Below are 21,434 nucleotides of genomic sequence, written 5' to 3' on the forward strand. Positions count from 1 at the left end.
ATATATGGGGCGAGAAAGGGATGCTAATAAGTATCCTTTTTTTAGACATAAAAAAACCAGCTTTCGCTGGATTCTTTATGACACCAATTTCTGTACTAGAAAATGGTGCCCGGGGCCGGACTCGAACCGGCACGCTTTGTGGGCGGGGGATTTTAAATCCCCTGTGTCTACCTATTTCACCACCCGGGCTTTACCAAATTTGGAGGCGGAGGTCGGAATCGAACCGGCGTCCACGGAGTTGCAGTCCGCTGCATGACCACTCTGCCACCCCGCCTACATTTGGTGATGCACATATTAGCAACCTTTACAAAAAAAACAATACTGTTTTGAGATAAGATGAACATAAAAGCAACATCTAGAATAAATTTGTCCAAATAATCATGTATTATTGGCACATTAAATTCATGTCTACCTTGGAGATGTGCTGTGGCATTGGTTTTAGACGGTCGCGCATTAGCAAAGCAAATTGAAGAAAATTTGTCAGTACGTGTTGAAGCTTTAAAAGCTAAAACAGGTCGTACCCCAATTTTGGCGACTATTTTAGTTGGGGATGATGGTGCATCTGCAACTTATGTACGCATGAAAGGAAATGCTTGCCGTCGAGTAGGCATGGACTCTTTAAAAATTGAATTGCCACAAGAAACGACAACAGAACAATTATTAGCTGAAATTGAAAAACTTAATGCTAACCCAGATGTACACGGCATTCTTTTACAACATCCAGTTCCAGAGCAAATTGATGAGCGTGCATGTTTCGATGCAATCTCATTAGCTAAAGATGTTGATGGTGTAACTTGTCTTGGTTTTGGCCGTATGGCTATGGGTGAAGCTGCATATGGTTCAGCGACTCCTGCAGGCATCATGACCATTTTAAAAGAAAACAATATCGAAATTGCTGGTAAACATGCGGTTGTAGTCGGTCGTTCAGCAATTTTAGGTAAACCAATGGCAATGATGCTTTTGCAAGCGAATGCAACAGTAACGATTTGCCATTCACGCACACAAAACTTACCTGAGCTTGTGAAACAAGCCGATATTATTGTCGGTGCAGTTGGTAAAGCTGAACTTATCCAAAAAGATTGGATTAAACAAGGTGCAGTGGTTGTAGATGCTGGTTTCCATCCTCGTGATGGCGGTGGTGTAGGTGATATTCAACTACAAGGTATTGAAGAAATTGCTTCTGCTTACACACCAGTACCGGGTGGTGTTGGTCCAATGACTATTACAACTTTGATTCGTCAAACTGTAGAAGCTGCTGAAAAAGCTTTAGGTTAATTTAATTAACGCTAGGCTGTTATTTGATACGCGTAACCGTCATCCGCAATTGTTTGAGGCAGAAATACGTTAAAAATTTAATGTTTCTGCGATGCTTTCGATTCTAGAGAGTATCTGCCGAGTTTTGCGGATGACAATGGTTTTGCCTACTTTTCCCGAAAGAAAAGTAGGTCCAACCGAAGGTTATTCTAAAAATTCAAATCATAATGGAATGACTCTGTTATGCTTGTTATAAAAATGAATTAAAAGAAATCTGATGAGCTGCACCTTTCAACTGTCTAAAGCCCCTGAACATTTACTTCAAGCCTTACATGAAGTTATTCCCAATTGTGAGTTGATGGTACAACAATTACCAGAAACGCCTATTTCTTTATGGTTGATTCCACCAGTTTTTCCAACTGATCGCTTAGATGATGAAGTTATTCGTCGTATTTGGAATGATACGCCGTATTGGATTTTCTGTTGGGCATCTGGTTTAGCAATGGCACAGTGGTTACTTGCAGAGCCGGACCATGTTAAAGATAAAGTTGTTTTGGATTTCGGGGCTGGTTCGGGTGTAGTTGCAATTGCTGCAAAAATGGCAGGAGCGAAACGAGTCATCTGCTGTGATATCGATCAAGTTAGTTTGAATGCTTGCCGTGAAAACGCTTTACTTAATAATGTTGAGCTAGAATATTTAGATGATTTATATAAGGCTGAGCAAGTTGATGTTTTATTGGCAGCTGATGTTTTATACGATCAATGTAACCGCTTTTTCTTAGATGAATTTTTAAAGTTTGCGCCAGAAGTCTGGGTGGCTGATAGCCGTGTTAAAAACTTTAGTCATCCCAAATATGAAAAAATTGAAGAAAGAAGTGCTTCTACATGGCCAGATCTAGATGAAGCTAAAGAGTTTAGAAATGTAAGTTTTTATAAGACGCTGTAAAAGAACAGCGTCTTTTTTTTATTTTATGAACAAGTATAACGAACAACTTTTAGTGTGCTTGGACGTGCTTCAAGCGCTTGGCGAGTCGCATAGTCTTCACCATTATTTAAGCTAGGTGTATTTGATAAGCCAAAAGAAGCACGAGTTTCGCCGAGTTGAATTCCATAATGCTCATCTTTCGCTGGATTAGGAATTTCATTGATACTCAAAATTGATAATTTATAAACTTTCTGAGCACCTAGCACATTCTGACAAGCGCGTTGTAATTTACGTTCATCGAGTTGCTGGTTATTACGACCCGCTAAAGTGTAAGCTAAAGTCGCCGAAGTTTTTGTTTGGTTTTCAATCTGGTATCCAGTTGAACCATTATATTGTCGAGGGGTAGTCTGACAAGCAGTTAAAACAAACATACTACTTAATGCCAAGCATAAAATACTTCTATTCATCAGTATCGTCCTTATTTTCTTATAGCTAGTATCTCATAAAATACAAAGGTTGTTGGGGCTTAATCTCATGATTTGAGCTAACATCGGCGAACGATATTAGCCCTTATTAGTAAAGTATTAATGTTCTTTGATTTTTGAATGATGCTTGGTATCTTTCATAAAAATATAAATAATGAGAGAAATGAAGATCATGATACTTACATAAATAAAGTACCAAGATTCATGCCCAGCTTCTTTAAAACTTAAAGCAAAGAACTCTGCTGTTCCGCCAAATAACGTATTGGCAATCGCGTAAGGTAATGCAACTCCTAAAGCGCGAATGTGTGCAGGGAAGAGCTCAGCTTTAACTACGGCATTAATTGAAGTGTAACCAGTCACCATTACGAGACCCCCAAAACATAACCAGAAAGCTGTCCAGTAGTTATGTGTATTTGCGAGTGCATCGAATAGAACGTATGTGAATAAAACACCTGTTATTCCGAAGAAAATCATAAGGGGTTTTCGACCAATGCGATCCGATAAAGCACCCGCTACAGGCTGTAGACACATAAAAATAAATAGCGCTAAAGTTGTAATTTGAGTGGCTTCAGGTTTGGTGAATCCAGATGTGTTGACCAAATATTTTTGCAGATAAGTCGTGTAAGTATAAAAAGCTAAAGTCCCGCCAGCGGTTAAAAACAATACTGTGAACGCTTCTTTCGGATAATGTTTAAATAAAGCAAACATGCCTGATTTTGGTTGGTCTGTTTCTGCCTGAGCATTTTTAAAAGATTGAGTTTCTAATAGGCCACGTCGAATGCGGAAAACTACAATCGCGAGTAAAGCACCTATAAAGAATGGGATACGCCATCCCCAATCATGTAGTTGTTCTTCAGTTAATACCATTTGTAATATTAATAGAACACATAGGGCTGTGAGCTGACCAGCAATCAATGTTACATATTGGAAGCTAGAGAAAAAACCACGTCGATTTCTTTCAGCCATTTCACTTAAATAGGTAGCACTAGCACCATATTCACCGCCTACACTTAAGCCTTGAATTAAACGGGCGACAACTAAAAGAAGAGGGGCAAATACACCAATACTTTCATAACTTGGCGTCACGGCAATAAGCAGCGAACCTATACACATTAAAGTGACTGAAAGCGTAAGACCCGCCTTGCGTCCTTTACGGTCGGAATAGATTCCCATAATCCATGCACCGATCGGGCGCATTAAAAAGCCTACAGCAAAAATTGCGGCCGCTTGAAGGAGTTGAGCCGTCTGGCTACCTTTTGGAAAAAAAGCATGAGCAAAATAGAGCGTGAATGCTGCATATACATACCAGTCGTACCATTCGACAAGGTTACCGGCAGAACCGCCCAAAATTGATTTTAGACGAGTTTTTGTATCTAAATTAGAATGTGGAGTTGTTGCGGTAGAAGGTTGATCAACCATGAGTCGCTCCATGTTTCGCTTGGGTTGAATGCTAAAAGAGAGAAGATTTATTCCGTTTTTACATATTTTCTAGAGGAGTATTTCACTTTATTTTTTTTATGTCTGTAAAACAATGTTTATTATTTAAGCAAAGGAATAAGTTGAATATTTATGTGATTTCAAATTAGCCGATCAGCTCACGTTTATAATATTGTTGGGATCTTTGGCATATTATTTTTTCCAAGTAGTAAAAATTGATAAAGAATGAGTAGAGTTTGGGCGAAGAAAACCTATACCCCTTAAAAATAATGATATATTCCAAAGAAAATTTTAAGTAAATATAGTTAGGCATGATGTCTTGGCATTGTGGACTAGATGTGTGTGAATAATGAAAGGGACATTCAGATGTCAAATTGCCCGAAAAAATATATTGTTGCTTTTGATCAGGGAACAACAAGCTCAAGAGCAATTGTTTTAGACCATGATGCTAACGTTGTAAGTATTGCTCAAAAAGAATTTACTCAGATTTATCCTCAGCCTGGCTGGGTTGAGCATGACCCTATGGAAATTTGGGCTACGCAAAGTGCTGTTTGGGTAGAAGCATTAGCTCAAGCAGGCATTAAGAGTGAACAAGTTGCAGCAATTGGGATTACCAATCAGCGGGAAACCACAGTTGTTTGGGATAAAAAAACGGGCAAGCCGATTTACAATGCGATTGTTTGGCAAAGTCGACAAACGACTGAGATATGCAATCAACTACATAAAGCAGGATTGCAAGAATACATAAGTAAAACAACGGGTTTGGTGATTGATCCGTATTTTTCGGCCACAAAAATTAAATGGATATTAGACCATGTTGAAGGAAGTCGTGAACGTGCTGAGCGAGGTGAATTATTGTTCGGTACGGTGGACACTTGGTTAATCTGGAAACTAACCAATGGCGCAGTCCATGTCACTGATTTTACCAATGCTTCGCGAACCATGCTTTTTGATATTGAAAAGCTTGAATGGGATGAAAAACTTTTACAAGCTTTAGATATTCCTCGAGCAATGTTACCCGAAGTGCGTAGCTCATCTGAGGTTTATGGATATACACATACCATTAGTGGGCAAGAAGTTGGTATCCCCATCGCAGGAATCGCAGGTGATCAACAAGCCGCACTGTTTGGTCAAATGTGTGTTGAATCTGGTCAGGCAAAAAATACCTATGGCACAGGCTGTTTTCTATTAATGAACACAGGTAAGAAGATTGTACGTTCAGAACATGGATTACTAACTACTATTGCATGTGGTGCGAGTGGTGAGGTGAACTATGCCTTAGAGGGTGCCGTGTTCAATGGTGGTTCTTGCGTTCAGTGGTTACGCGATGAATTAAAGGTCATTAAGAATGCTAAAGACTCTGAGCTTTATGCAACACGTGTGAAAGACAGTAACGGTGTATATGTTGTACCTGCTTTTACAGGGTTGGGCGCACCGTATTGGGATCCAACTGCGCGAGGAGCAATTTTTGGTCTCACACGTGGAGCCAGTATTGAACATATTATTCGTGCAACTTTAGAGTCTATTGCTTTTCAAACCCGAGATGTTTTGGATGCAATGCAGCAAGATGCAGAAGAAAAGCTCCGTACACTCCGTGTTGATGGGGGAGTGACGGAAAATAATTTCTTGATGCAATTTCAAGCCGATATTTTAGCGACACCAGTAGAACGTCCAATAATGAAAGAAACCACAGCTTTGGGGGCAGCTTTTCTTGCTGGACTGGCGACGGGTTTCTGGCAAGATCTACATGAGTTAAGAAATAAATCCGCCATAGAAAAGGTATTTGAGCCAAAAATGTCTTCTGAACAATCAGAAATTATTTATAAAGGTTGGCTCAAGGCAGTTAAGCGTAGTCAAAGTTGGGCTGAGGATTAATTCGTTCTTTAACTGGTTGAATTCGATAGTAGGATGATCAATTAAGGGTTAAATACTTGGTTATTTAAAATTGATTATTCTACTTTTTTGATTGTTGTTTCTTCCATTTGATGTTTTAATTTTTATAAGATCAACAATAAAAAGAAAATGAGAAATGAAAATACACCCTAATGATTATTTAAAAATATATGACATTGCCGTGATCGGTGGCGGTATTAATGGTGTTGGTATTGCTAATGATGCTGCAGGCCGTGGACTATCGGTATTTTTATGTGAAAAAGATGATTTAGCTAGTCACACCTCATCTGCTAGCAGTAAATTAATTCATGGTGGTCTACGCTATTTAGAGCATAAAGAATTTAGATTGGTTAGAGAAGCCTTAGCAGAGCGTGAAGTGTTGTTGGCTAAAGCTCCACATATTATTAAACCCATGCGCTTTATTATGCCTCATCGACCACATTTACGCCCTGCATGGTTAATTCGGGCGGGCTTGTTTTTTTATGATCATTTGGGAAAACGAGAAAAACTATTAGGATCAAATCTTATTTACTTCAAAGAAGATAGTCCTTTAAAACCAGCTATCACACGTGGCTTTGAATATTCTGACTGTACTGTAGATGATGCACGTCTTGTAGTGTTAAATGCATTACAGGCCAAAGAGAAAGGTGCCAAAGTCGTAACACGTACGCGTTGTATTAAAGCTTATAGGGAACAAGAGCTGTGGCATCTGGAGTTACAAAGCGGAGCAGAGTTTTATCAGGTACGTGCAAGAGCTTTGGTGAATGCAGCTGGTCCTTGGGTTGAAGAAATTATTAGAGAAAACCTAAATTTAGAATCGCCTTATCAAATCCGATTGATCCAAGGAAGTCATATTGTTGTGCCAAAATTATATGACTGCCATAAAGCCTTCATTATGCAAAACGAAGATCGACGCATCGTGTTTGCAATTCCATATTTAGAAAAATATACACTGATTGGTACGACAGATCAGGAATATATAGGTGATCCACAAAAGGTAGAGATCACAGAGGTAGAAATTGATTACCTCTTAACAGTGACCAATTCACATTTTAAAAAGCAGTTAACTCGAGCTGATATTGTAAGCCAGTACTCGGGTGTACGTGCTTTATGTGATGATGAATCTGATAATCCTTCAGCAATTACACGTGACTATACCTTGGCATTACAGGCTGAACATAAAAAAGCACCTTTGTTATCTGTGTTTGGTGGCAAGATCACAACTTATCGGAAACTGGCAGAGGCTGCTTTAGAAGATCTATCCCCGTTTTTTAGTAATATGGCAGAGGAGTGGACTGCAGATGAGCCATTACCTGGCGCTGAAAACTGGACAACACTAGATGATTTAACGCATCAGATTTATTCACGTGTAAGTGGAGTGTCTGAATCACTTGCTAACCGTTGGGCGCATGCATATGGCACAAGAGTCTGGAATATACTCAGAGAGAAAAATGCAATAGAGCAATTAGGCCAGAATTTTGGACATGATTTATTTGAATGCGAAGTCAAATATTTATGTGAATATGAATGGGCAACTACTGCTGAGGATATATTGTGGCGTAGAACAAAACTAGGTCTGGCATTTGATGAAAAACAAGTAAAAATATTAGAAGCTTATTTATCTGAGCGTCGACAAAAAGATGATGCCGCATAATAAAAAAGGTCGCATATAGCGACCTTTTTTATATATAGCAATTAGAAGCCAGTTTTTACAGCTTCAAGTAAAGCTGCTTGACGTTCTTTTAATGCTTTCGGTAAGCGATCACCGAGTTTATTAAATAAATCAGTGTGGCTTTCAATTTCAGTAATCCACTGATCTTTATCTTGAGCTGTGATTAGGTCAAATTCTTCTTTAGAGAATTCAGTACCTTCCCAGTTCAAGTCGTCATATGTTGGAACAAGACCAATTGGTGTTTCAACAGCGTTTGCACGACCTTCACAACGATCAATGATCCACTCAAGAACACGCATGTTTTGACCGAAACCAGGCCATACGAAGTTGCCTTCAGCATCACGACGGAACCAGTTTACATTGAAGATTTTTGGTAATTTATTACCAGCTGCTTCAGCTTTTGTGCTTACTTGTTGACCAAGGCTTAACCAGTGATCAAAGTAGTCAGCCATGTTATAGCCAGCAAATGGAAGCATCGCGAATGGGTCACGACGAACGATACCTTGTTGACCAACAGCAGCAGCAGTAGTTTCAGAACCCATAGTTGCCGCTTTATATACACCGTCAACCCAATCGAAAGCTTCAGAAACTAAAGGAACTGTATCTGCGCGGCGACCGCCGAAAATAAATGCAGAAATTGGAACGCCTGCTGGATTTTCCCAGTCAGCATCGATAGAAGGGCATTGACCAGCTGCAACAGTGAAGCGAGCATTTGGATGCGCTGCTTTTTCACCATTTACGTGAGGCTGACCTTTCCAGTTAGTTAAGTTTGTTGGAACTTCTTTAGAAAGACCTTCCCACCATACTTGACCATCTTCAGTTACCGCTACGTTTGTATAGATAACATCTTTATGAAGAGTTGCCATACAGTTCGGGTTAGTCTTGGTGTTTGTACCAGGAGCTACACCGAAGAAACCAGCTTCAGGGTTAATCGCATATAAACGACCATCTTCACCTGGTTTGATCCAAGCAATATCGTCACCTACAGTTTCGATTTTCCAACCTTCATAACCTGCTGGTGGAATTAACATTGCAAAGTTTGTTTTACCACATGCAGACGGGAATGCTGCAGCGATGTAGTGTTTTTCACCTTGAGGGTTAGTTACACCAAGAATAAGCATGTGTTCAGCTAACCAACCTTGTTCGCGTCCCATGACAGAAGCGATACGAAGAGCTAAACATTTTTTGCCAAGTAATGCGTTACCGCCGTAACCAGAACCGAAAGACCAGATTTCACGAGTTTCTGGGTAATGAACGATATATTTTTCAGGGTTACATGGCCAAGCAACGTCTTTTTGGCCTTCAGCAAGTGGAGCACCTACTGTATGTACACAAGGAACAAACTCGCCGTCTGTACCTAATACGTCATAAACTGCTTTACCCATACGTGCCATTTTACGCATGCTAACAGCAACGTAAGGAGAGTCAGTTAACTCAATACCGATATGAGCAATATGGCTACCTAAAGGACCCATTGAGAAAGGAACAACGTACATGGTACGGCCTTCCATTGAGCCTTCAAATAAACCATTTAATTTTTCACGCATAACAGCTGGGTTTTCCCAGTTGTTTGTCGCACCAGCATCTTCTTTATTTTGAGAGCAGATGTAAGTACGGTCTTCAACACGTGCAACGTCAGATGGGTCAGAATTTGCAAGATAAGAACCAGGATGTTTTTCTTGGTTTAATTTCTGCATGGTGCCGTTAGCGATCATCAAGTCGATTAGACGTTGATACTCTTCTTCGCTTCCGTCACACCATTCGATTTTTGCTGGTTTGGTTAAGTTTGCAATTTCTTCAACCCATGCGATAAGCTTAGGATGACGAACGAATTCTGGTGCGTTCACTGTGGTCATGGTGAGGCCTATTCAAAATATGTACAACGTACAAGTCATTCATTGAGAGGTACAATGAAAGATCAAATAAAAAAGTGGCTGTATTAAAGCACAAAATCATAAAAAAAATAAGACTAAAGACTAAGAAATAGATATTTTACTTTTTTATATTTTTCTTATTTAAATCATTAACTTGTAGTTTTTTACAATATCTTATTCTCAATATTTTTATGTTGTATGTATGTTATTTATATTATTTATTTCCTTAAAAATCAATATCTTGATTCTTATTTTTTTCTTGAGAATTATTATTGATTAAACAAATGATCTTCATTCAAAATTTACATAAAGAGACTTTTATTAGGTGTTTTTATATACAATATTCAGGATGAATCCCTCTAAGATAATAAAAATGCGGACTTTAAAACCTCTCTCTATCATTTATAACCAAAAGTCGGGTTTTCATGCGTCAAAACATGAAGATATGTATGAACAGTTAATGACCGTGTTCACCGAATTTGGTTTTGAAATACAAGTTTTTGAATTAGCGGAAGATGTTTCTTTTGATGATTTGATGATTCAAGTAATTCATCGGCATAGCCAAAATGCAAACTTAGGTGTTGTTGTTGCAGCGGGTGGGGATGGAACATTAAATGCGGTAGCATCAAAACTTAGACATACTCATATCCCTATGGGAATTTTACCTTTGGGAACTTTTAATTATGTCGCTAAAGTTTTAGATATTCCCTTAGATTTGTTAGAAGCTGCTGAAGTCATCGCTAGAGGTACACCACGCTCTGTACATATTGCGACAATTAATGACCATGTTTATTTAAATAATGCGAGTCTAGGACTTTATCCATTATTTATAAAGAAACGTGAGCTTTATAATAAATATTTAGGACGCTTACCTTTACATGCCTATACCTCAGCTCTGGATGTTTTATTAAGAGAAAATAAATCCATGAAACTTTCCGTCACAGTTGATGGGAAGAAATATCCAGTCAAAACCCCTCTAATTTTCTTTGGTAATAACCAGTTGCAGTTGTGTGATATGAAATTAAGAATTGCCGAATGTGCAGCACAAGGTCGGGTCGCTGGAGTGGTCATTACGAAAAGTGATAGGCTTAGTTTATTAAACATGTTGTGGCAGTGGATTCAAGGCAAAGTAGAAGAGACCCAAGATGTTTATAGTTTTTGTGCAGATCATGTGGTGGTAGATTGTGCAAAAAGATCAAAACTTACAGTAGCTTTAGATGGTGAAATATTAGAGATGAAAGCACCTTTAAATTTCTCTGTAGAAAAGAATGCTTTAAATATTATGGTGCCAAATGTTGTTACACCTATCTGATCTGCATTTTGGAACAGAAGTTGAGGCATGTTTAGATGCAATCCGACTTTTTTGCACTCAACATAAACCTGAAGTCATTGTGGTGAGTGGTGATATTACTCAACGTGCCCGATATCAACAGTTTTATAAATGCCGTCAGTTTTTAGATAGCCTTAATATTCCTTATCTTGTTGTGCCTGGTAATCACGATATTCCGTTGTACCATATCTGGAACCGTTTTTTCTCACCATTTACTCGCTACCAATATTTTTTTGGCCAGCTTGAACCAACTATAGAAACTGAACATTTTTATATTGTTGGGGTGAATAGTATTCGCCGTCGTTATCATACTCGTGGACATATTTCGATTGAGCAAATTCAAACTACATATGAGCGATTACAGCAAGCGCCAGCGGATAAAATCAAATTAGTTGTTTTCCATCAACCTTTTTATACTCCACCTGATGATGAGCATGGTATTAAAGATTGTCCTGTATTAGGAAAAATGGCACTCGAAAAATGGAGTACAACGGGACTATTTGGAATGTTACACGGGCATTTACATAAAACTGCTGTATATGATTTAACGCAAATTTATCAATTAAAGATAGATCATCCTATTTATGATATTCATGCAGGAACAGCAACTTCTAGCCGTTTGCATTATCATGTTCCAAATAGTTTTAATGTCATTTCAAATGAAGGAAAAATTAATCATTATTGGTTTAATTATGATTTAAAGATTTTTCAATTAATTTAATTTATAAAAATTCTATAAGACATTTAACTTAAGAGTAGATTGATAAAATTTTATCCATTACAATGCCTAAGCTTTAAATTCTATATATGGGGAATAGGAAAACATTCTAAATGTTTTATCATTTTAAAAATAATATTAATGGATACATAAAAAATTTTTAACTATATAAAAAGCCGCGATTTAAAGTAGCTACAATAAGGGTTTAGGGTTTTATGATAGTTAATAATATTTGATTAAATGAGTATCTATTTATCTTAATATTTTAGAATAACTTAATAATATTTAAAATTTCATGGTGGAAAAATGGTACAAGTATCATTAATGGCAAATAATGCTTCAAAAAATAATACAGTTGATATTAATGTAGGCCAGACAAAAAATATTGTAGTAAATCCTAAAGAAGTCGCAAAAATCGATATAAATCCAGAAAAAATTTCTTCAATAACAAGAGAAGGAAACAGTGCAATTGTTCATCTAAAAGATGGAACTGAAATTGTTTTAGAAAACTATTTTATTAGTGAAAACCCGCAAATTCTTTTAAATGAAGGGCAGAGTTATTGGGCTGCTAATCTGGGAGAAGATGCTAGCGGACAGACCACTGTTAATTATTTAGAATTAAAAGATACGCCAAAGCTTATTGATAGTCCATCTTCTGTACCCCTCTGGTCGTGGGTAGTCAGCGCTTTAGCAGGAGCCGGAACAATTGCTTTATTGTCTCGGAACGATTCTAAAGATACGACGCCTCCTGAGCCAGGTACTTTGAATCTCAAAAATCTTTTGGATTCAGGGGCTTCTACAATCGACCAGATCACTCAAGATAAAAACTTCACTTTAAAGATTGAGGGACAGGAAAGTGGCAGCCGAGTAACATATTTGGTCTCTACCGATGAAGGAAAAACTTGGCAAGAGACAACGGTCGCTCAAAAAGATTTAACCGATGGTGTTTATCTCTACAAAGCTGTAGTAACGGACCGAGCGGGAAATACATCGGAAACTGCTATACAAAAAGTCGTTGTAGATACTACCGCACCACAAGTAGGTGAACTGACTTTATCTGATTTAAGTGATACAGGTGTTTCGGCAACTGATCAAATTACACAAGATAAAACTTTTAATTTAAAGATTAGTGGACAAGAAGTGAATAGCCAAATCACTTACTGGATATCGAAAGATGAAGGAAAGACATGGCAGGAAACGACAGTAAATCAAAAAGATTTGGCTGATGGTATTTATCAATTTAAAGCTGTAGTAACCGACGTTGCAGGCAACATATCTGAAACCAGTGTGCAAAAAGTCGTTGTGGATACAACAGCGCCGCAAGCAGGTGAACTGACTTTAGCTGCTTTGACTGATACGGGCATTTCAGCAACTGATCAAATTACGCAAGATAAAGCTTTTGATTTAAAGATTAGCGGACAAGAAGTAAATAGCCAAATTACTTACTGGATATCGAAAGATGATGGAAAGAGTTGGCAGGAAACAACAGTAGCTCAAAAAGATTTGGTCGATGGTGTTTATCAATATAAAGCTGTAGTAACCGACGTTGCAGGCAATACATCAGAAACCGCTATACAAAAAGTTGTTGTCGATACAACAGCACCACAAGTAGGTGAACTGACTTTATCTGATTTAAGTGATACAGGTGTTTCGGCAACTGATCAAATTACACAAGATAAAACTTTTGATTTAAAGATTAGTGGACAAGAAGTCAATAGCCAAATCACTTACTGGATATCAAAAGATGAAGGAAAGACATGGCAGGAAACGACAGTAAATCAAAAAGATTTGGCTGATGGTGTTTACCAATATAAAGCTATAGTTACAGATATTGCAGGTAATACATCAGAAACCGCTATACAAAAAGTCGTTGTAGATACTACCGCACCACAAGCAGGTGAACTAACTTTATCTGATTTGAGTGATACAGGTGTTTCAGCAACCGATCAAATTACGCAAGATAATAATTTTACTTTGAAGCTAGCTCAACCGATTGTAATTGGAGAACAAGCTGCTTTATTAGATCACTATGAAGTCTCTACCGATGAAGGAAAAACTTGGCAGGAGACAACAGCTGATCAAAAAAATTTAGCTGATGGAAGTTACCTCTATAAAGCTATAGTGACAGATCTTGCAGGCAACACATCAGAAACTGGTGTGGAAAAATTAATTATAGATAATTCTTTAAATATTGAATCAACTACAGTAACTGTAAAGCCGATTACTGAAGACAATACAATAAGCCTAGTTGAAAAAGATCAAGTTATTTCTATAAGACTGGAAGTAGATAATCTACCAACAGATTTAAATAGCTCACTGACATCAGTAAATACGACTTTAAACGATGTTGTTTATAACTTTCATTTTGATGAAGTTACCCAAGAGTGGGTTACTGAAATTCCAGCAGAGTTTTTGTGGTCAGAAGAATCGCAAACCAATATATCAATTGATATTAGTCTTACTGATCAAGCTGGCAATACAGCCATTATTAAACAGACCCAAAATTATAATGTAGATCATACTCCGAATTCGCCAACTCTAGATTCACTAACTTTCAATAATATAGATGGAGCTATCATTTCAGGTAGTGCATATAAAGGAAGTAAAGTTGATATATATAATAAAAATGGTGACTGGCTTGCAACTACAATAGCTAATGAGGAGGGTAAATTTACTTTACAAGACCTTTCTATTAGTACTAATCAAGAAATTTATGCGGTCGCTACTTATAATGGATACAGCAGTGAAAATTCGTCAATTGGCCTAGTAACTGAAGTTCCTGCTATTAGTATTACAAGAATTAGTCCAGAAGGTGTGATCACTGGTTATGCGACTGAAGGTAGTCATTTTATTGTAAAAGATCAGAATGGAAATATTCTGCAAGAGTTTAACTCCATTGCATTTGAGGGTTCAGGTATTACGCCTTTTAGTGTAATGGCATTAGGTGAAGTCAGACCATTTACTTTGTCTCTCGACCAACCTTTGGAGGAAGGCACTCAAATTATTATTTCTACAGATAAAGATAATATTTCAGGCCATCCACAATATATTACCGCAGACTATACTTCTGCAGTATTTTTAGAAACTCCACAGTTTGATATCAGTGGTGAAACTTTATCAGTACATGTTAATGAGCCGAACAGCTTTATTCGTGCATTTTCTGGAGAGGGTAATTTAATTGCTACAGGTTTTACCGATGAACAAGGCTTTGCAAGTTTACAAGTGTTCCAATTTTTAAAAGAAGGCGAATCGGTTACCGTACAAGTAGTAGATAAAAATCAAAATACGAGTGAAACTCTAATTGAAGTTCCAAACTTTGCTTATATTCCACATGTTGAACGTATTACACAAGAAGGCTTAATTTCGGGGTTTGCTGAAGATAATAGTACAGTAATCGTGTGTGATGCTGACGGTAATGAATTAGGAAAGGTTACATTAGGTGATGACAATAGTTGGAATGAATTTAGTCATTTTAGCTTGAGTGTAAACCGTCCTTTAATTGATGGAGAGCAAATTTCCGTTCAAATTATTGATAATAAAGGGTTGATGAGTCCTGAGCAGAATATCATTGTAGATCTGACTCCTCCACCTGTCCCAACAGATTTAAATTTCAATGATGCTGGCGATTTAGTTTATGGTCATGCAGAACCTTTCTCTGAAATTTTAGTTAAAGATGGGCAAGGAAACATTCTTAATAAATGGTTCTGGAATAACTGGACCGATGAGAGTGGAAGTTTCTCGATAGAACTAGGTGTATTTTTAACTAATGCTGAGACGGTTTATGTCACGGCTACCGATGTAAATGGAAATGTAAGTTTAGCAGCTCAGATACAGGCGCCTAATTATGCTTTTGCCCCCCATGTAGATAGCTTTACTTCGGACGGAGTGATAAGTGGGCAAGCTGAAAATAATAGTACTCTCATTGTTAAAGATGCCAAAGGTGAAATCGTAGCCGAAATTAAAGTCGGTGAAGATAACGGTTGGAATGGATCAAGTTATTTTAAACTCCAGCTTGACCGCTCTCTTGTTGATGGTGAGCAGTTTTTCTTATCAATTAAGGATGCTCGTGGGCAAGTAAGCACCGATACTGTAATTACCGCTGATACGTTAGCTCCTACACCAGCCAGCAATTTAGTTTTCTCAGAAGATGGTTCATATCTTACAGGCGTAGCAGAGCTGAATACTACGATTCAGGTTTTTGATCATAATGGTCAGCTCGTGAATATATGGGATAACACCATAAACTCGGATGGTACATTTACTATTTTCTTAGGTAGCAATAATTTACATGGGGAGGCATTCACGGTCACCGTTAAAGACCAAGCTGGAAATGTGAGTGAAGCTGTTTCAATAAATGCTCCACTTGATGATATTGCACCGGATCCAATTAAAAATATTTTACTTGATGCAAACGGTCAAAACTTTACAGCACAAGCAGAAGCAAATAGTCAGATTGAAGTTTTTGATTCATTAGGTAATCAGACGGGTTGGGGCTCTACAATGTTTAGTAGTGTTTCATTGATAACTTTAAATCAGGTAAATACAACATTAGATGAATTGTTAAATAACCAGCAACTCTTTGTTTAACATTAATATTTATCTTTATAAAAGAGGCTATGAAAATAGCCTCTTTTATTTTGTGCTTTAAATTTAATAAAAACTCTTCACAACTTGTTAAAAAATGACCAAAAAAGATAAGTTTTTTTTCATTTTCCCCTTGAAGCCTTTTTTTTCATCCCCACAAAAGTGACATCTAAATATTTTGTTATTGCTCTGGATTAAAGCAATAACGATTAATCAAAAAGACTTAGTCTGATGGAGTTAATTATGAGCAACATTCGTCCATTACATGATCGCGTTGTAATTCGTCGCGTAGAAGAAGAAACCAAAACTGCTGGTGGTATTTTACTTCCAGGTTCTGCTGCTGAAAAACCATCTCAAGGTGAAGTAATTGCAGTAGGTAATGGTCAAATCACTGAGAATGGCGTACGTGCTTTGGATGTTAAAGTTGGTGACAAAGTATTGTTTGGTACTTATGCAGGTACAACAGTGAAAGTAAGTGGTGAAGAACTCTTAATCATGAAAGAGTCAGACATTTTAGCTGTGTTGGAAGGCTAATCAATCCATAACTCAATTCATTATCAGATTCAGTATTTAAAAAGATTCGGAGTTTAATATGTCAGCTAAAGACGTAAAATTTGGTGATTCAGCTCGTTCAAAAATGATTGCAGGCGTAAACGTACTTGCAGATGCGGTTAAAGTGACTTTAGGCCCTAAAGGTCGTAACGTAGTAATTGACCGTTCTTTCGGTGCTCCGCACATCACTAAAGACGGTGTAACTGTTGCTAAAGAAATTTCATTAAAAGACAAGTTTGAAAACATGGGTGCTCAACTTGTTCGTGAAGTTTCTAGCAAAACTAACGACATCGCTGGTGACGGTACGACAACTGCAACTGTACTTGCTCAAGCAATTTTAAATGAAGGGATTAAATCTGTAACTGCAGGTATGAACCCAATGGATTTAAAACGTGGTATCGATATCGCAGTAAAAACTGTAGTTGAAAATATCCGTTCAAATGCAAAACCAGCTGACGATTTCAAAGCGATCGAGCAAGTAGGTTCTATCTCTGCTAACTCTGATACTACTGTTGGTAAACTTATCGCTCAAGCGATGGAAAAAGTAGGTAAAGAAGGCGTAATTACTGTAGAAGAGGGTTCTGGCTTCGAAGACGCGTTAGACGTTGTAGAAGGTATGCAGTTTGACCGTGGTTATATCTCTCCATACTTTGCAAACAAACAAGATACTTTAACTGCTGAACTTGAAAATCCGTTCATTCTTCTTGTTGACAAGAAAATCAGCAACATCCGTGAATTGATTTCTGTTTTAGAAGCGGTTGCAAAAACTGGTAAACCACTTCTTATCATCGCTGAAGATGTTGAAGGTGAAGCGCTTGCTACACTTGTAGTAAACAACATGCGCGGTATTATCAAAGTATGTGCTGTTAAAGCTCCTGGTTTCGGTGACCGTCGTAAAGCAATGCTTCAAGACATCGCAATCTTGACTGGTGCAACTGTTATTTCTGAAGAAGTTGGTATGTCTTTAGAGCAAGCAACTCTTCAAGATTTAGGTACTGCGCACAAGATCACTGTGTCTAAAGAAAACACTGTTATTGTTGATGGTGCTGGTGATGCTGCTGGTATTGCTGAGCGTGTTCAACAAATCCGTGCTCAAATTGAAGAATCTACTTCAGAATATGACCGTGAAAAATTACAAGAACGCGTTGCTAAATTAGCAGGCGGTGTTGCTGTAATTAAAATCGGTGCAGCGACTGAAGTTGAAATGAAAGAGAAGAAAGACCGTGTAGATGACGCGCTTCATGCAACTCGTGCAGCAGTTGAAGAAGGTGTTGTTGCTGGTGGTGGTGTTGCTCTAGTACGTGCGGTTAATGCATTAGATGGCTTAAAAGGCGCTAATGAAGATCAAACAGCAGGTATTAACATTTTACGCCGTGCGATCGAAGCTCCACTTCGTCAAATCGTTGCAAACGCTGGTGATGAGCCATCTGTAGTGATCAATGCTGTTAAAGGTGGTGAAGGTAACTTTGGTTACAACGCTGCAACTGGTGAATATGGCGATATGTTAGAAATGGGTATCCTTGACCCAGCTAAAGTAACTCGCTCTGCACTTGAGCATGCAGCTTCTGTTGCTGGCTTAATGTTAACTACAGAATGTATGATTACTGACATTCCTGAAGATAAACCAGCTGTTCCAGATATGGGCGGTATGGGTGGTATGGGCGGAATGATGTAATAACGCATCAACGCTTTAACCAAAAAATCCCTGCTTATGCAGGGATTTTTTATTTTTCACGTAATTTTAAGAAATAATTAAGTTCCATTATTTATATTAAAAACAGGAACAGCAGCTAGAAGTTCCTCTTTTGTTACAACCATGCTTATTTACTTGTAGGCATGGTTTTTTTTAGCCTAATAAAATAATTAACCAGGTAATAGCAATGATAGAGAGTGCAACAAATTGGGCAGCACTTCCCATATCTTTTGCATTTTTAGAAAGCTGATGTTTTTCAAGAGAGACTCGGTCAACCACAGCCTCAATAGCAGAGTTGAATAGCTCAACGATCATTGCAAAAAGACATACAATAATCAGTAATACATGTTCACTACGGCTCACATCAAGAAAAAAACTAACCGGAATCAAAATAATATTAATCAAAACAATTTGGCGAAAAGCTGCCTCATTTTTATAAGCTGCTTTAAATCCTGAAATAGAGTAGCCCGTTGCATTTAATATGCGCTTAAGACCGCTTTTACCCTTATAGGGAGAATAGCTATTCATATACTTATATTTCTGACACTTTTCATGCATTATATAATTTGGGTCTTAAAAAATTATTAAATCTTTTTTAAAGATTTCGACTTTATAACTCAATAGAGAAGAAAAGATGAAAAAATTATGTGTAGCGTTGGGCCTTGCAATTGGAAGCATCCATGCAAGTTATGCTGAGCCAACAGCAACCCCGCAAGTACCAGGATATTATCACCATCAATTTGGAAACTACCGCGTAACTTCTTTGCTTGATGGTACGATTTATTTAAATCCTGATTTATTCAAAAACTTAAATCAGGCTCAGAAAACTAAAATCTTAACGAAATATGCTGCTGTTAATGAGAAAGGGATTCAAACCTCGGTAAATGCATTTTTAGTTGATGATGGAAAAAGCTTAACGCTTGTAGACAGTGGTGCAGCAAGTTGTTTTGGCCCGCAACTTGGCTCGATTGCAAAAAATATTGAATTGGCTGGTTATAAGCTTGCTGATGTAAAAACTGTTTTACTTACTCATCTACACCCAGACCATGTATGCGGTATTGCTCAAAATGGAAAAGCCGTATTTCCAAATGCAACTGTATATGCACATGAGCATGAAGCTGATTACTGGTTAAATCCAGCTTCTGAAAAAACAGTGCCAGCAGACAAAAAAGAAAATTATTTGGGTACTGTTAAAAACGTAAAAACTGCTCTTGCTCCATACCAAGCAAAAAAAGCATTCAAGACATTTAAAGATGGCGACGTCATTCAAGGTTTTGAGGTAATCGATACTCGTGGTCATACACCAGGTCATCATAGCTTCCGCTTAAAAAGTAATGATCAGCAAATCATTTTTGTTGGAGACATTGTCCACTCACATTCATTGCAATTTGATGCTCCAAAAACTGGGGTAGATTTTGATGTGAATTCTGAGCAGGCAATTAATACCCGTCTCAAAATGTTTGCAGAAATTTCAAATAAGCAACAATGGGTTGCCGCACCACATTTACCATTCCCGGGCATTGGTCATGTTTATAAAGTAAATGCCGAGCAATATCAGTGGATCCCGCTCTATTTTGATAATGTTGTAGAGAAATAAAAAAACAGGGCATTTATTGCCCTGTTTTTTTATTAAAAACTTTATTTATTTTGCGGTTTTTTCATAATTAATAACGGCTTCACGGCCAAGTGCCGGGTCATCTGTAAAGACTCCATCAACTCCAGCTTTAAAATAGGCTTCAAACTCTTTTAAAGCACCAGATGGACAGCGCTCCGCTGGTTTATCTTGACTACATTTTAAAGGTGTTGGTAAATAATTATTTTCTGGGCGGAAAGTATAAGGATGTACTTTTAAGCCAGCTTTATGCGCATCAGAAATAAACGAAGTCGTTTGAACTGAGCCATCGTCATTAAAGTTCAGAATATAGCCTTTACTTGGTCCTACACCGTTTGCATATTTAGCTACGTCTTTTAAGCCTTCTGCTGTGGCTAAATCAGCATAAGTTTTAGTTTCACCAGATTCAACGAAGTCGGCTGGTTGCGAAGTTTTAGCGTCATATAATTGAATAATTTGTGCATGTTTAATCGTTTTATGAAGGCCGAGCTGATCTTTTAAATATTTTAGATTACTCACTTCAAAAGACTGTAAATAGACAGGTGCAATCTCACGTGTATATTTATACTTGGCTAAGGTTTTAAGAAGGGTATCTTCCATTGCCAGTTTCTGGTTTTTAAAGTAGGTCGGATGTTTGGTTTCAATATATAACCCAATAATTTTTCCTGTTTTTTTATAATTTGCTTCAGCCAGCTCAATCACTTGTTCTAGCGTCGGGACAGGGTAAAGATCGTTATAGGCTGTGTTTGCTGGGCGGAACTCTGGAATACGTTCACGTGCTTTAAGCTGCTGTAATTCACTTAAAGTGAAGTCTTCTGTAAACCAGCCAGTTAAGTCTTTACCATCAATATTTTTTGTTGTTTTACGATCTGCAAACTGGCTTAAAGTGCTTACATTGGTTGTTCCACCAATCTCATTTTCATGGCGAGTAACCAATACGCCATCTTTTGTAGAAACTAGATCAGGTTCAATGAAATCTGCACCATCATCAATCGCTTTCTGATATGAAGCTAATGTATGTTCTGGACGTAAAGCGCTTGCGCCACGGTGTCCTACTACTAAAATTTTAGGAAGTTGATATTCTGGTGTGGTTGGTGAGTTTTCAGTTTTATCATCGTCATTACATCCAGCCAAGCTAATTAAACTTAAGCATAAAAGTGCTTTTTTAAACATAATTCTACTCATATTGTTTTAGTCGAAACGCAATTAGTCTGATGCTTGAAATTGACGTGATCATGAAGAATTCATGAATTTTCAGTGACACTTGTTAAAACCTTGTTTATGGGTTTGTAGGAAATGCGAGTTCTTGCTTTGTTTTTGTTCTAATTGCATTTATTGTGTTAATTCTACTTGTCTTTTTTATATTGCTCGTCGATGATCAAGAGGGCAAATTTGGTATTGCCAT

The 21,434-nt window shown here is 37.7% G+C and carries 14 protein-coding genes, 2 tRNA genes and 1 pseudogene; 10 read left to right on the forward strand and 7 right to left on the reverse strand.

The window, feature by feature from the left end; genetic code table 11:
• Positions 1 to 103: 103 nt before the first annotated feature.
• A tRNA-Leu gene (locus tag MKL51_RS07185) sits at positions 104 to 189 on the reverse strand.
• An 11-nt stretch (positions 190 to 200) separates the two neighbouring features.
• A tRNA-Cys gene (locus MKL51_RS07190) sits at positions 201 to 274 on the reverse strand.
• A gap of 152 nt (positions 275 to 426) precedes the next feature.
• Between MKL51_RS07190 and folD the strand changes: the two genes are divergently transcribed.
• Positions 427 to 1,275, forward strand: a complete 849-nt coding sequence (gene folD / locus MKL51_RS07195; protein ID WP_002115552.1) for a bifunctional methylenetetrahydrofolate dehydrogenase/methenyltetrahydrofolate cyclohydrolase FolD — start codon at positions 427 to 429, stop codon at positions 1,273 to 1,275.
• Positions 1,276 to 1,531: 256 nt separating this feature from the next.
• Complete coding sequence (locus MKL51_RS07200) at positions 1,532 to 2,200, forward strand: class I SAM-dependent methyltransferase (protein WP_017480493.1); 669 nt, start codon at positions 1,532 to 1,534, stop codon at positions 2,198 to 2,200.
• Between the two features lie 23 nt (positions 2,201 to 2,223).
• On the opposite strand, the gene MKL51_RS07205 is transcribed toward MKL51_RS07200, so the two are convergent.
• A complete protein-coding gene (locus MKL51_RS07205) occupies positions 2,224 to 2,646 on the reverse strand; it encodes a hypothetical protein (protein ID WP_002115580.1) in 423 nt (140 codons plus the stop codon).
• A 117-nt stretch (positions 2,647 to 2,763) separates the two neighbouring features.
• Positions 2,764 to 4,095 carry an MFS transporter gene (locus tag MKL51_RS07210; RefSeq protein ID WP_005803945.1) on the reverse strand — a complete coding sequence of 444 codons (1,332 nt, stop codon included), beginning with the start codon at positions 4,093 to 4,095 and terminating at the stop codon, positions 2,764 to 2,766.
• 372 nt (positions 4,096 to 4,467) lie between these two features.
• Between MKL51_RS07210 and glpK the strand changes: the two genes are divergently transcribed.
• Positions 4,468 to 5,976 carry a glycerol kinase GlpK gene (gene glpK / locus MKL51_RS07215; RefSeq protein WP_032007022.1) on the forward strand — a complete coding sequence of 503 codons (1,509 nt, stop codon included), beginning with the start codon at positions 4,468 to 4,470 and terminating at the stop codon, positions 5,974 to 5,976.
• A gap of 154 nt (positions 5,977 to 6,130) precedes the next feature.
• Complete coding sequence (gene glpD / locus MKL51_RS07220) at positions 6,131 to 7,648, forward strand: glycerol-3-phosphate dehydrogenase (RefSeq protein ID WP_032007024.1); 1,518 nt, start codon at positions 6,131 to 6,133, stop codon at positions 7,646 to 7,648.
• Between the two features lie 41 nt (positions 7,649 to 7,689).
• On the opposite strand, the gene MKL51_RS07225 is transcribed toward glpD, so the two are convergent.
• A complete protein-coding gene (locus MKL51_RS07225; protein ID WP_005067621.1) occupies positions 7,690 to 9,522 on the reverse strand; it encodes a phosphoenolpyruvate carboxykinase (GTP) in 1,833 nt (610 codons plus the stop codon).
• Between the two features lie 391 nt (positions 9,523 to 9,913).
• On the opposite strand from MKL51_RS07225, the gene MKL51_RS07230 reads away from it, so the two are divergent.
• The 5 genes and pseudogenes from MKL51_RS07230 (at position 9,914) to groL (ending at position 18,399) form a co-directional block, all read left to right on the forward strand.
• Positions 9,914 to 10,852, forward strand: a complete 939-nt coding sequence (locus tag MKL51_RS07230) for a diacylglycerol/lipid kinase family protein (RefSeq protein ID WP_032007026.1) — start codon at positions 9,914 to 9,916, stop codon at positions 10,850 to 10,852.
• Positions 10,833 to 11,591 carry a metallophosphoesterase family protein gene (locus tag MKL51_RS07235; protein WP_017480496.1) on the forward strand — a complete coding sequence of 253 codons (759 nt, stop codon included), beginning with the start codon at positions 10,833 to 10,835 and terminating at the stop codon, positions 11,589 to 11,591. The genes MKL51_RS07230 and MKL51_RS07235 overlap by 20 nt, the downstream gene beginning before the upstream one ends.
• Positions 11,592 to 11,894: 303 nt before the next feature.
• Positions 11,895 to 16,148: pseudogene (locus MKL51_RS07240) on the forward strand (Ig-like domain-containing protein); the annotation flags it as partial.
• 267 nt (positions 16,149 to 16,415) lie between these two features.
• Positions 16,416 to 16,706, forward strand: a complete 291-nt coding sequence (locus MKL51_RS07245) for a co-chaperone GroES (protein ID WP_002120604.1) — start codon at positions 16,416 to 16,418, stop codon at positions 16,704 to 16,706.
• Positions 16,707 to 16,764: 58 nt separating this feature from the next.
• A complete protein-coding gene (gene groL / locus MKL51_RS07250; RefSeq protein ID WP_002120607.1) occupies positions 16,765 to 18,399 on the forward strand; it encodes a chaperonin GroEL in 1,635 nt (544 codons plus the stop codon).
• 171 nt (positions 18,400 to 18,570) lie between these two features.
• Here the strand turns inward: groL and MKL51_RS07255 are convergent, their stop codons facing one another.
• Positions 18,571 to 18,945: a diacylglycerol kinase gene (locus MKL51_RS07255; RefSeq protein ID WP_002118962.1), complete on the reverse strand. Its 375-nt coding sequence runs from the start codon at positions 18,943 to 18,945 to the stop codon at positions 18,571 to 18,573.
• A 106-nt stretch (positions 18,946 to 19,051) separates the two neighbouring features.
• Between MKL51_RS07255 and MKL51_RS07260 the strand changes: the two genes are divergently transcribed.
• Positions 19,052 to 20,014, forward strand: coding sequence for an MBL fold metallo-hydrolase (locus tag MKL51_RS07260; protein WP_032007028.1), 963 nt, complete (start codon positions 19,052 to 19,054; stop codon positions 20,012 to 20,014).
• A gap of 45 nt (positions 20,015 to 20,059) precedes the next feature.
• Here the strand turns inward: MKL51_RS07260 and MKL51_RS07265 are convergent, their stop codons facing one another.
• Complete coding sequence (locus MKL51_RS07265; protein ID WP_032007029.1) at positions 20,060 to 21,202, reverse strand: glycerophosphodiester phosphodiesterase; 1,143 nt, start codon at positions 21,200 to 21,202, stop codon at positions 20,060 to 20,062.
• Positions 21,203 to 21,434 lie beyond the last annotated feature (232 nt).

The sequence above is a fragment of the Acinetobacter sp. AOR18_HL genome (assembly GCF_027855145.1).
Taxonomy (GTDB): Bacteria; Pseudomonadota; Gammaproteobacteria; order Pseudomonadales; family Moraxellaceae; genus Acinetobacter; species Acinetobacter pittii.

Bases quoted from the DNA above. Each gene is read 5' to 3' on its own strand.
- MKL51_RS07200 (WP_017480493.1), top strand. From the start codon at position 1,532: ATGAGCTGCACCTTTCAACTGTCTAAAGCCCCTGAACATTTACTTCAA.
- MKL51_RS07205 (WP_002115580.1), bottom strand. From the start codon at position 2,646: ATGAATAGAAGTATTTTATGCTTGGCATTAAGTAGTATGTTTGTTTTA.
- MKL51_RS07210 (WP_005803945.1), bottom strand. From the start codon at position 4,095: ATGGAGCGACTCATGGTTGATCAACCTTCTACCGCAACAACTCCACAT.
- glpK (WP_032007022.1), top strand. From the start codon at position 4,468: ATGTCAAATTGCCCGAAAAAATATATTGTTGCTTTTGATCAGGGAACA.
- glpD (WP_032007024.1), top strand. From the start codon at position 6,131: ATGAAAATACACCCTAATGATTATTTAAAAATATATGACATTGCCGTG.
- MKL51_RS07225 (WP_005067621.1), bottom strand. From the start codon at position 9,522: ATGACCACAGTGAACGCACCAGAATTCGTTCGTCATCCTAAGCTTATC.
- MKL51_RS07230 (WP_032007026.1), top strand. From the start codon at position 9,914: ATGCGGACTTTAAAACCTCTCTCTATCATTTATAACCAAAAGTCGGGT.
- MKL51_RS07235 (WP_017480496.1), top strand. From the start codon at position 10,833: ATGTTGTTACACCTATCTGATCTGCATTTTGGAACAGAAGTTGAGGCA.
- MKL51_RS07245 (WP_002120604.1), top strand. From the start codon at position 16,416: ATGAGCAACATTCGTCCATTACATGATCGCGTTGTAATTCGTCGCGTA.
- groL (WP_002120607.1), top strand. From the start codon at position 16,765: ATGTCAGCTAAAGACGTAAAATTTGGTGATTCAGCTCGTTCAAAAATG.
- MKL51_RS07255 (WP_002118962.1), bottom strand. From the start codon at position 18,945: ATGAATAGCTATTCTCCCTATAAGGGTAAAAGCGGTCTTAAGCGCATA.
- MKL51_RS07260 (WP_032007028.1), top strand. From the start codon at position 19,052: ATGAAAAAATTATGTGTAGCGTTGGGCCTTGCAATTGGAAGCATCCAT.
- MKL51_RS07265 (WP_032007029.1), bottom strand. From the start codon at position 21,202: ATGTTTAAAAAAGCACTTTTATGCTTAAGTTTAATTAGCTTGGCTGGA.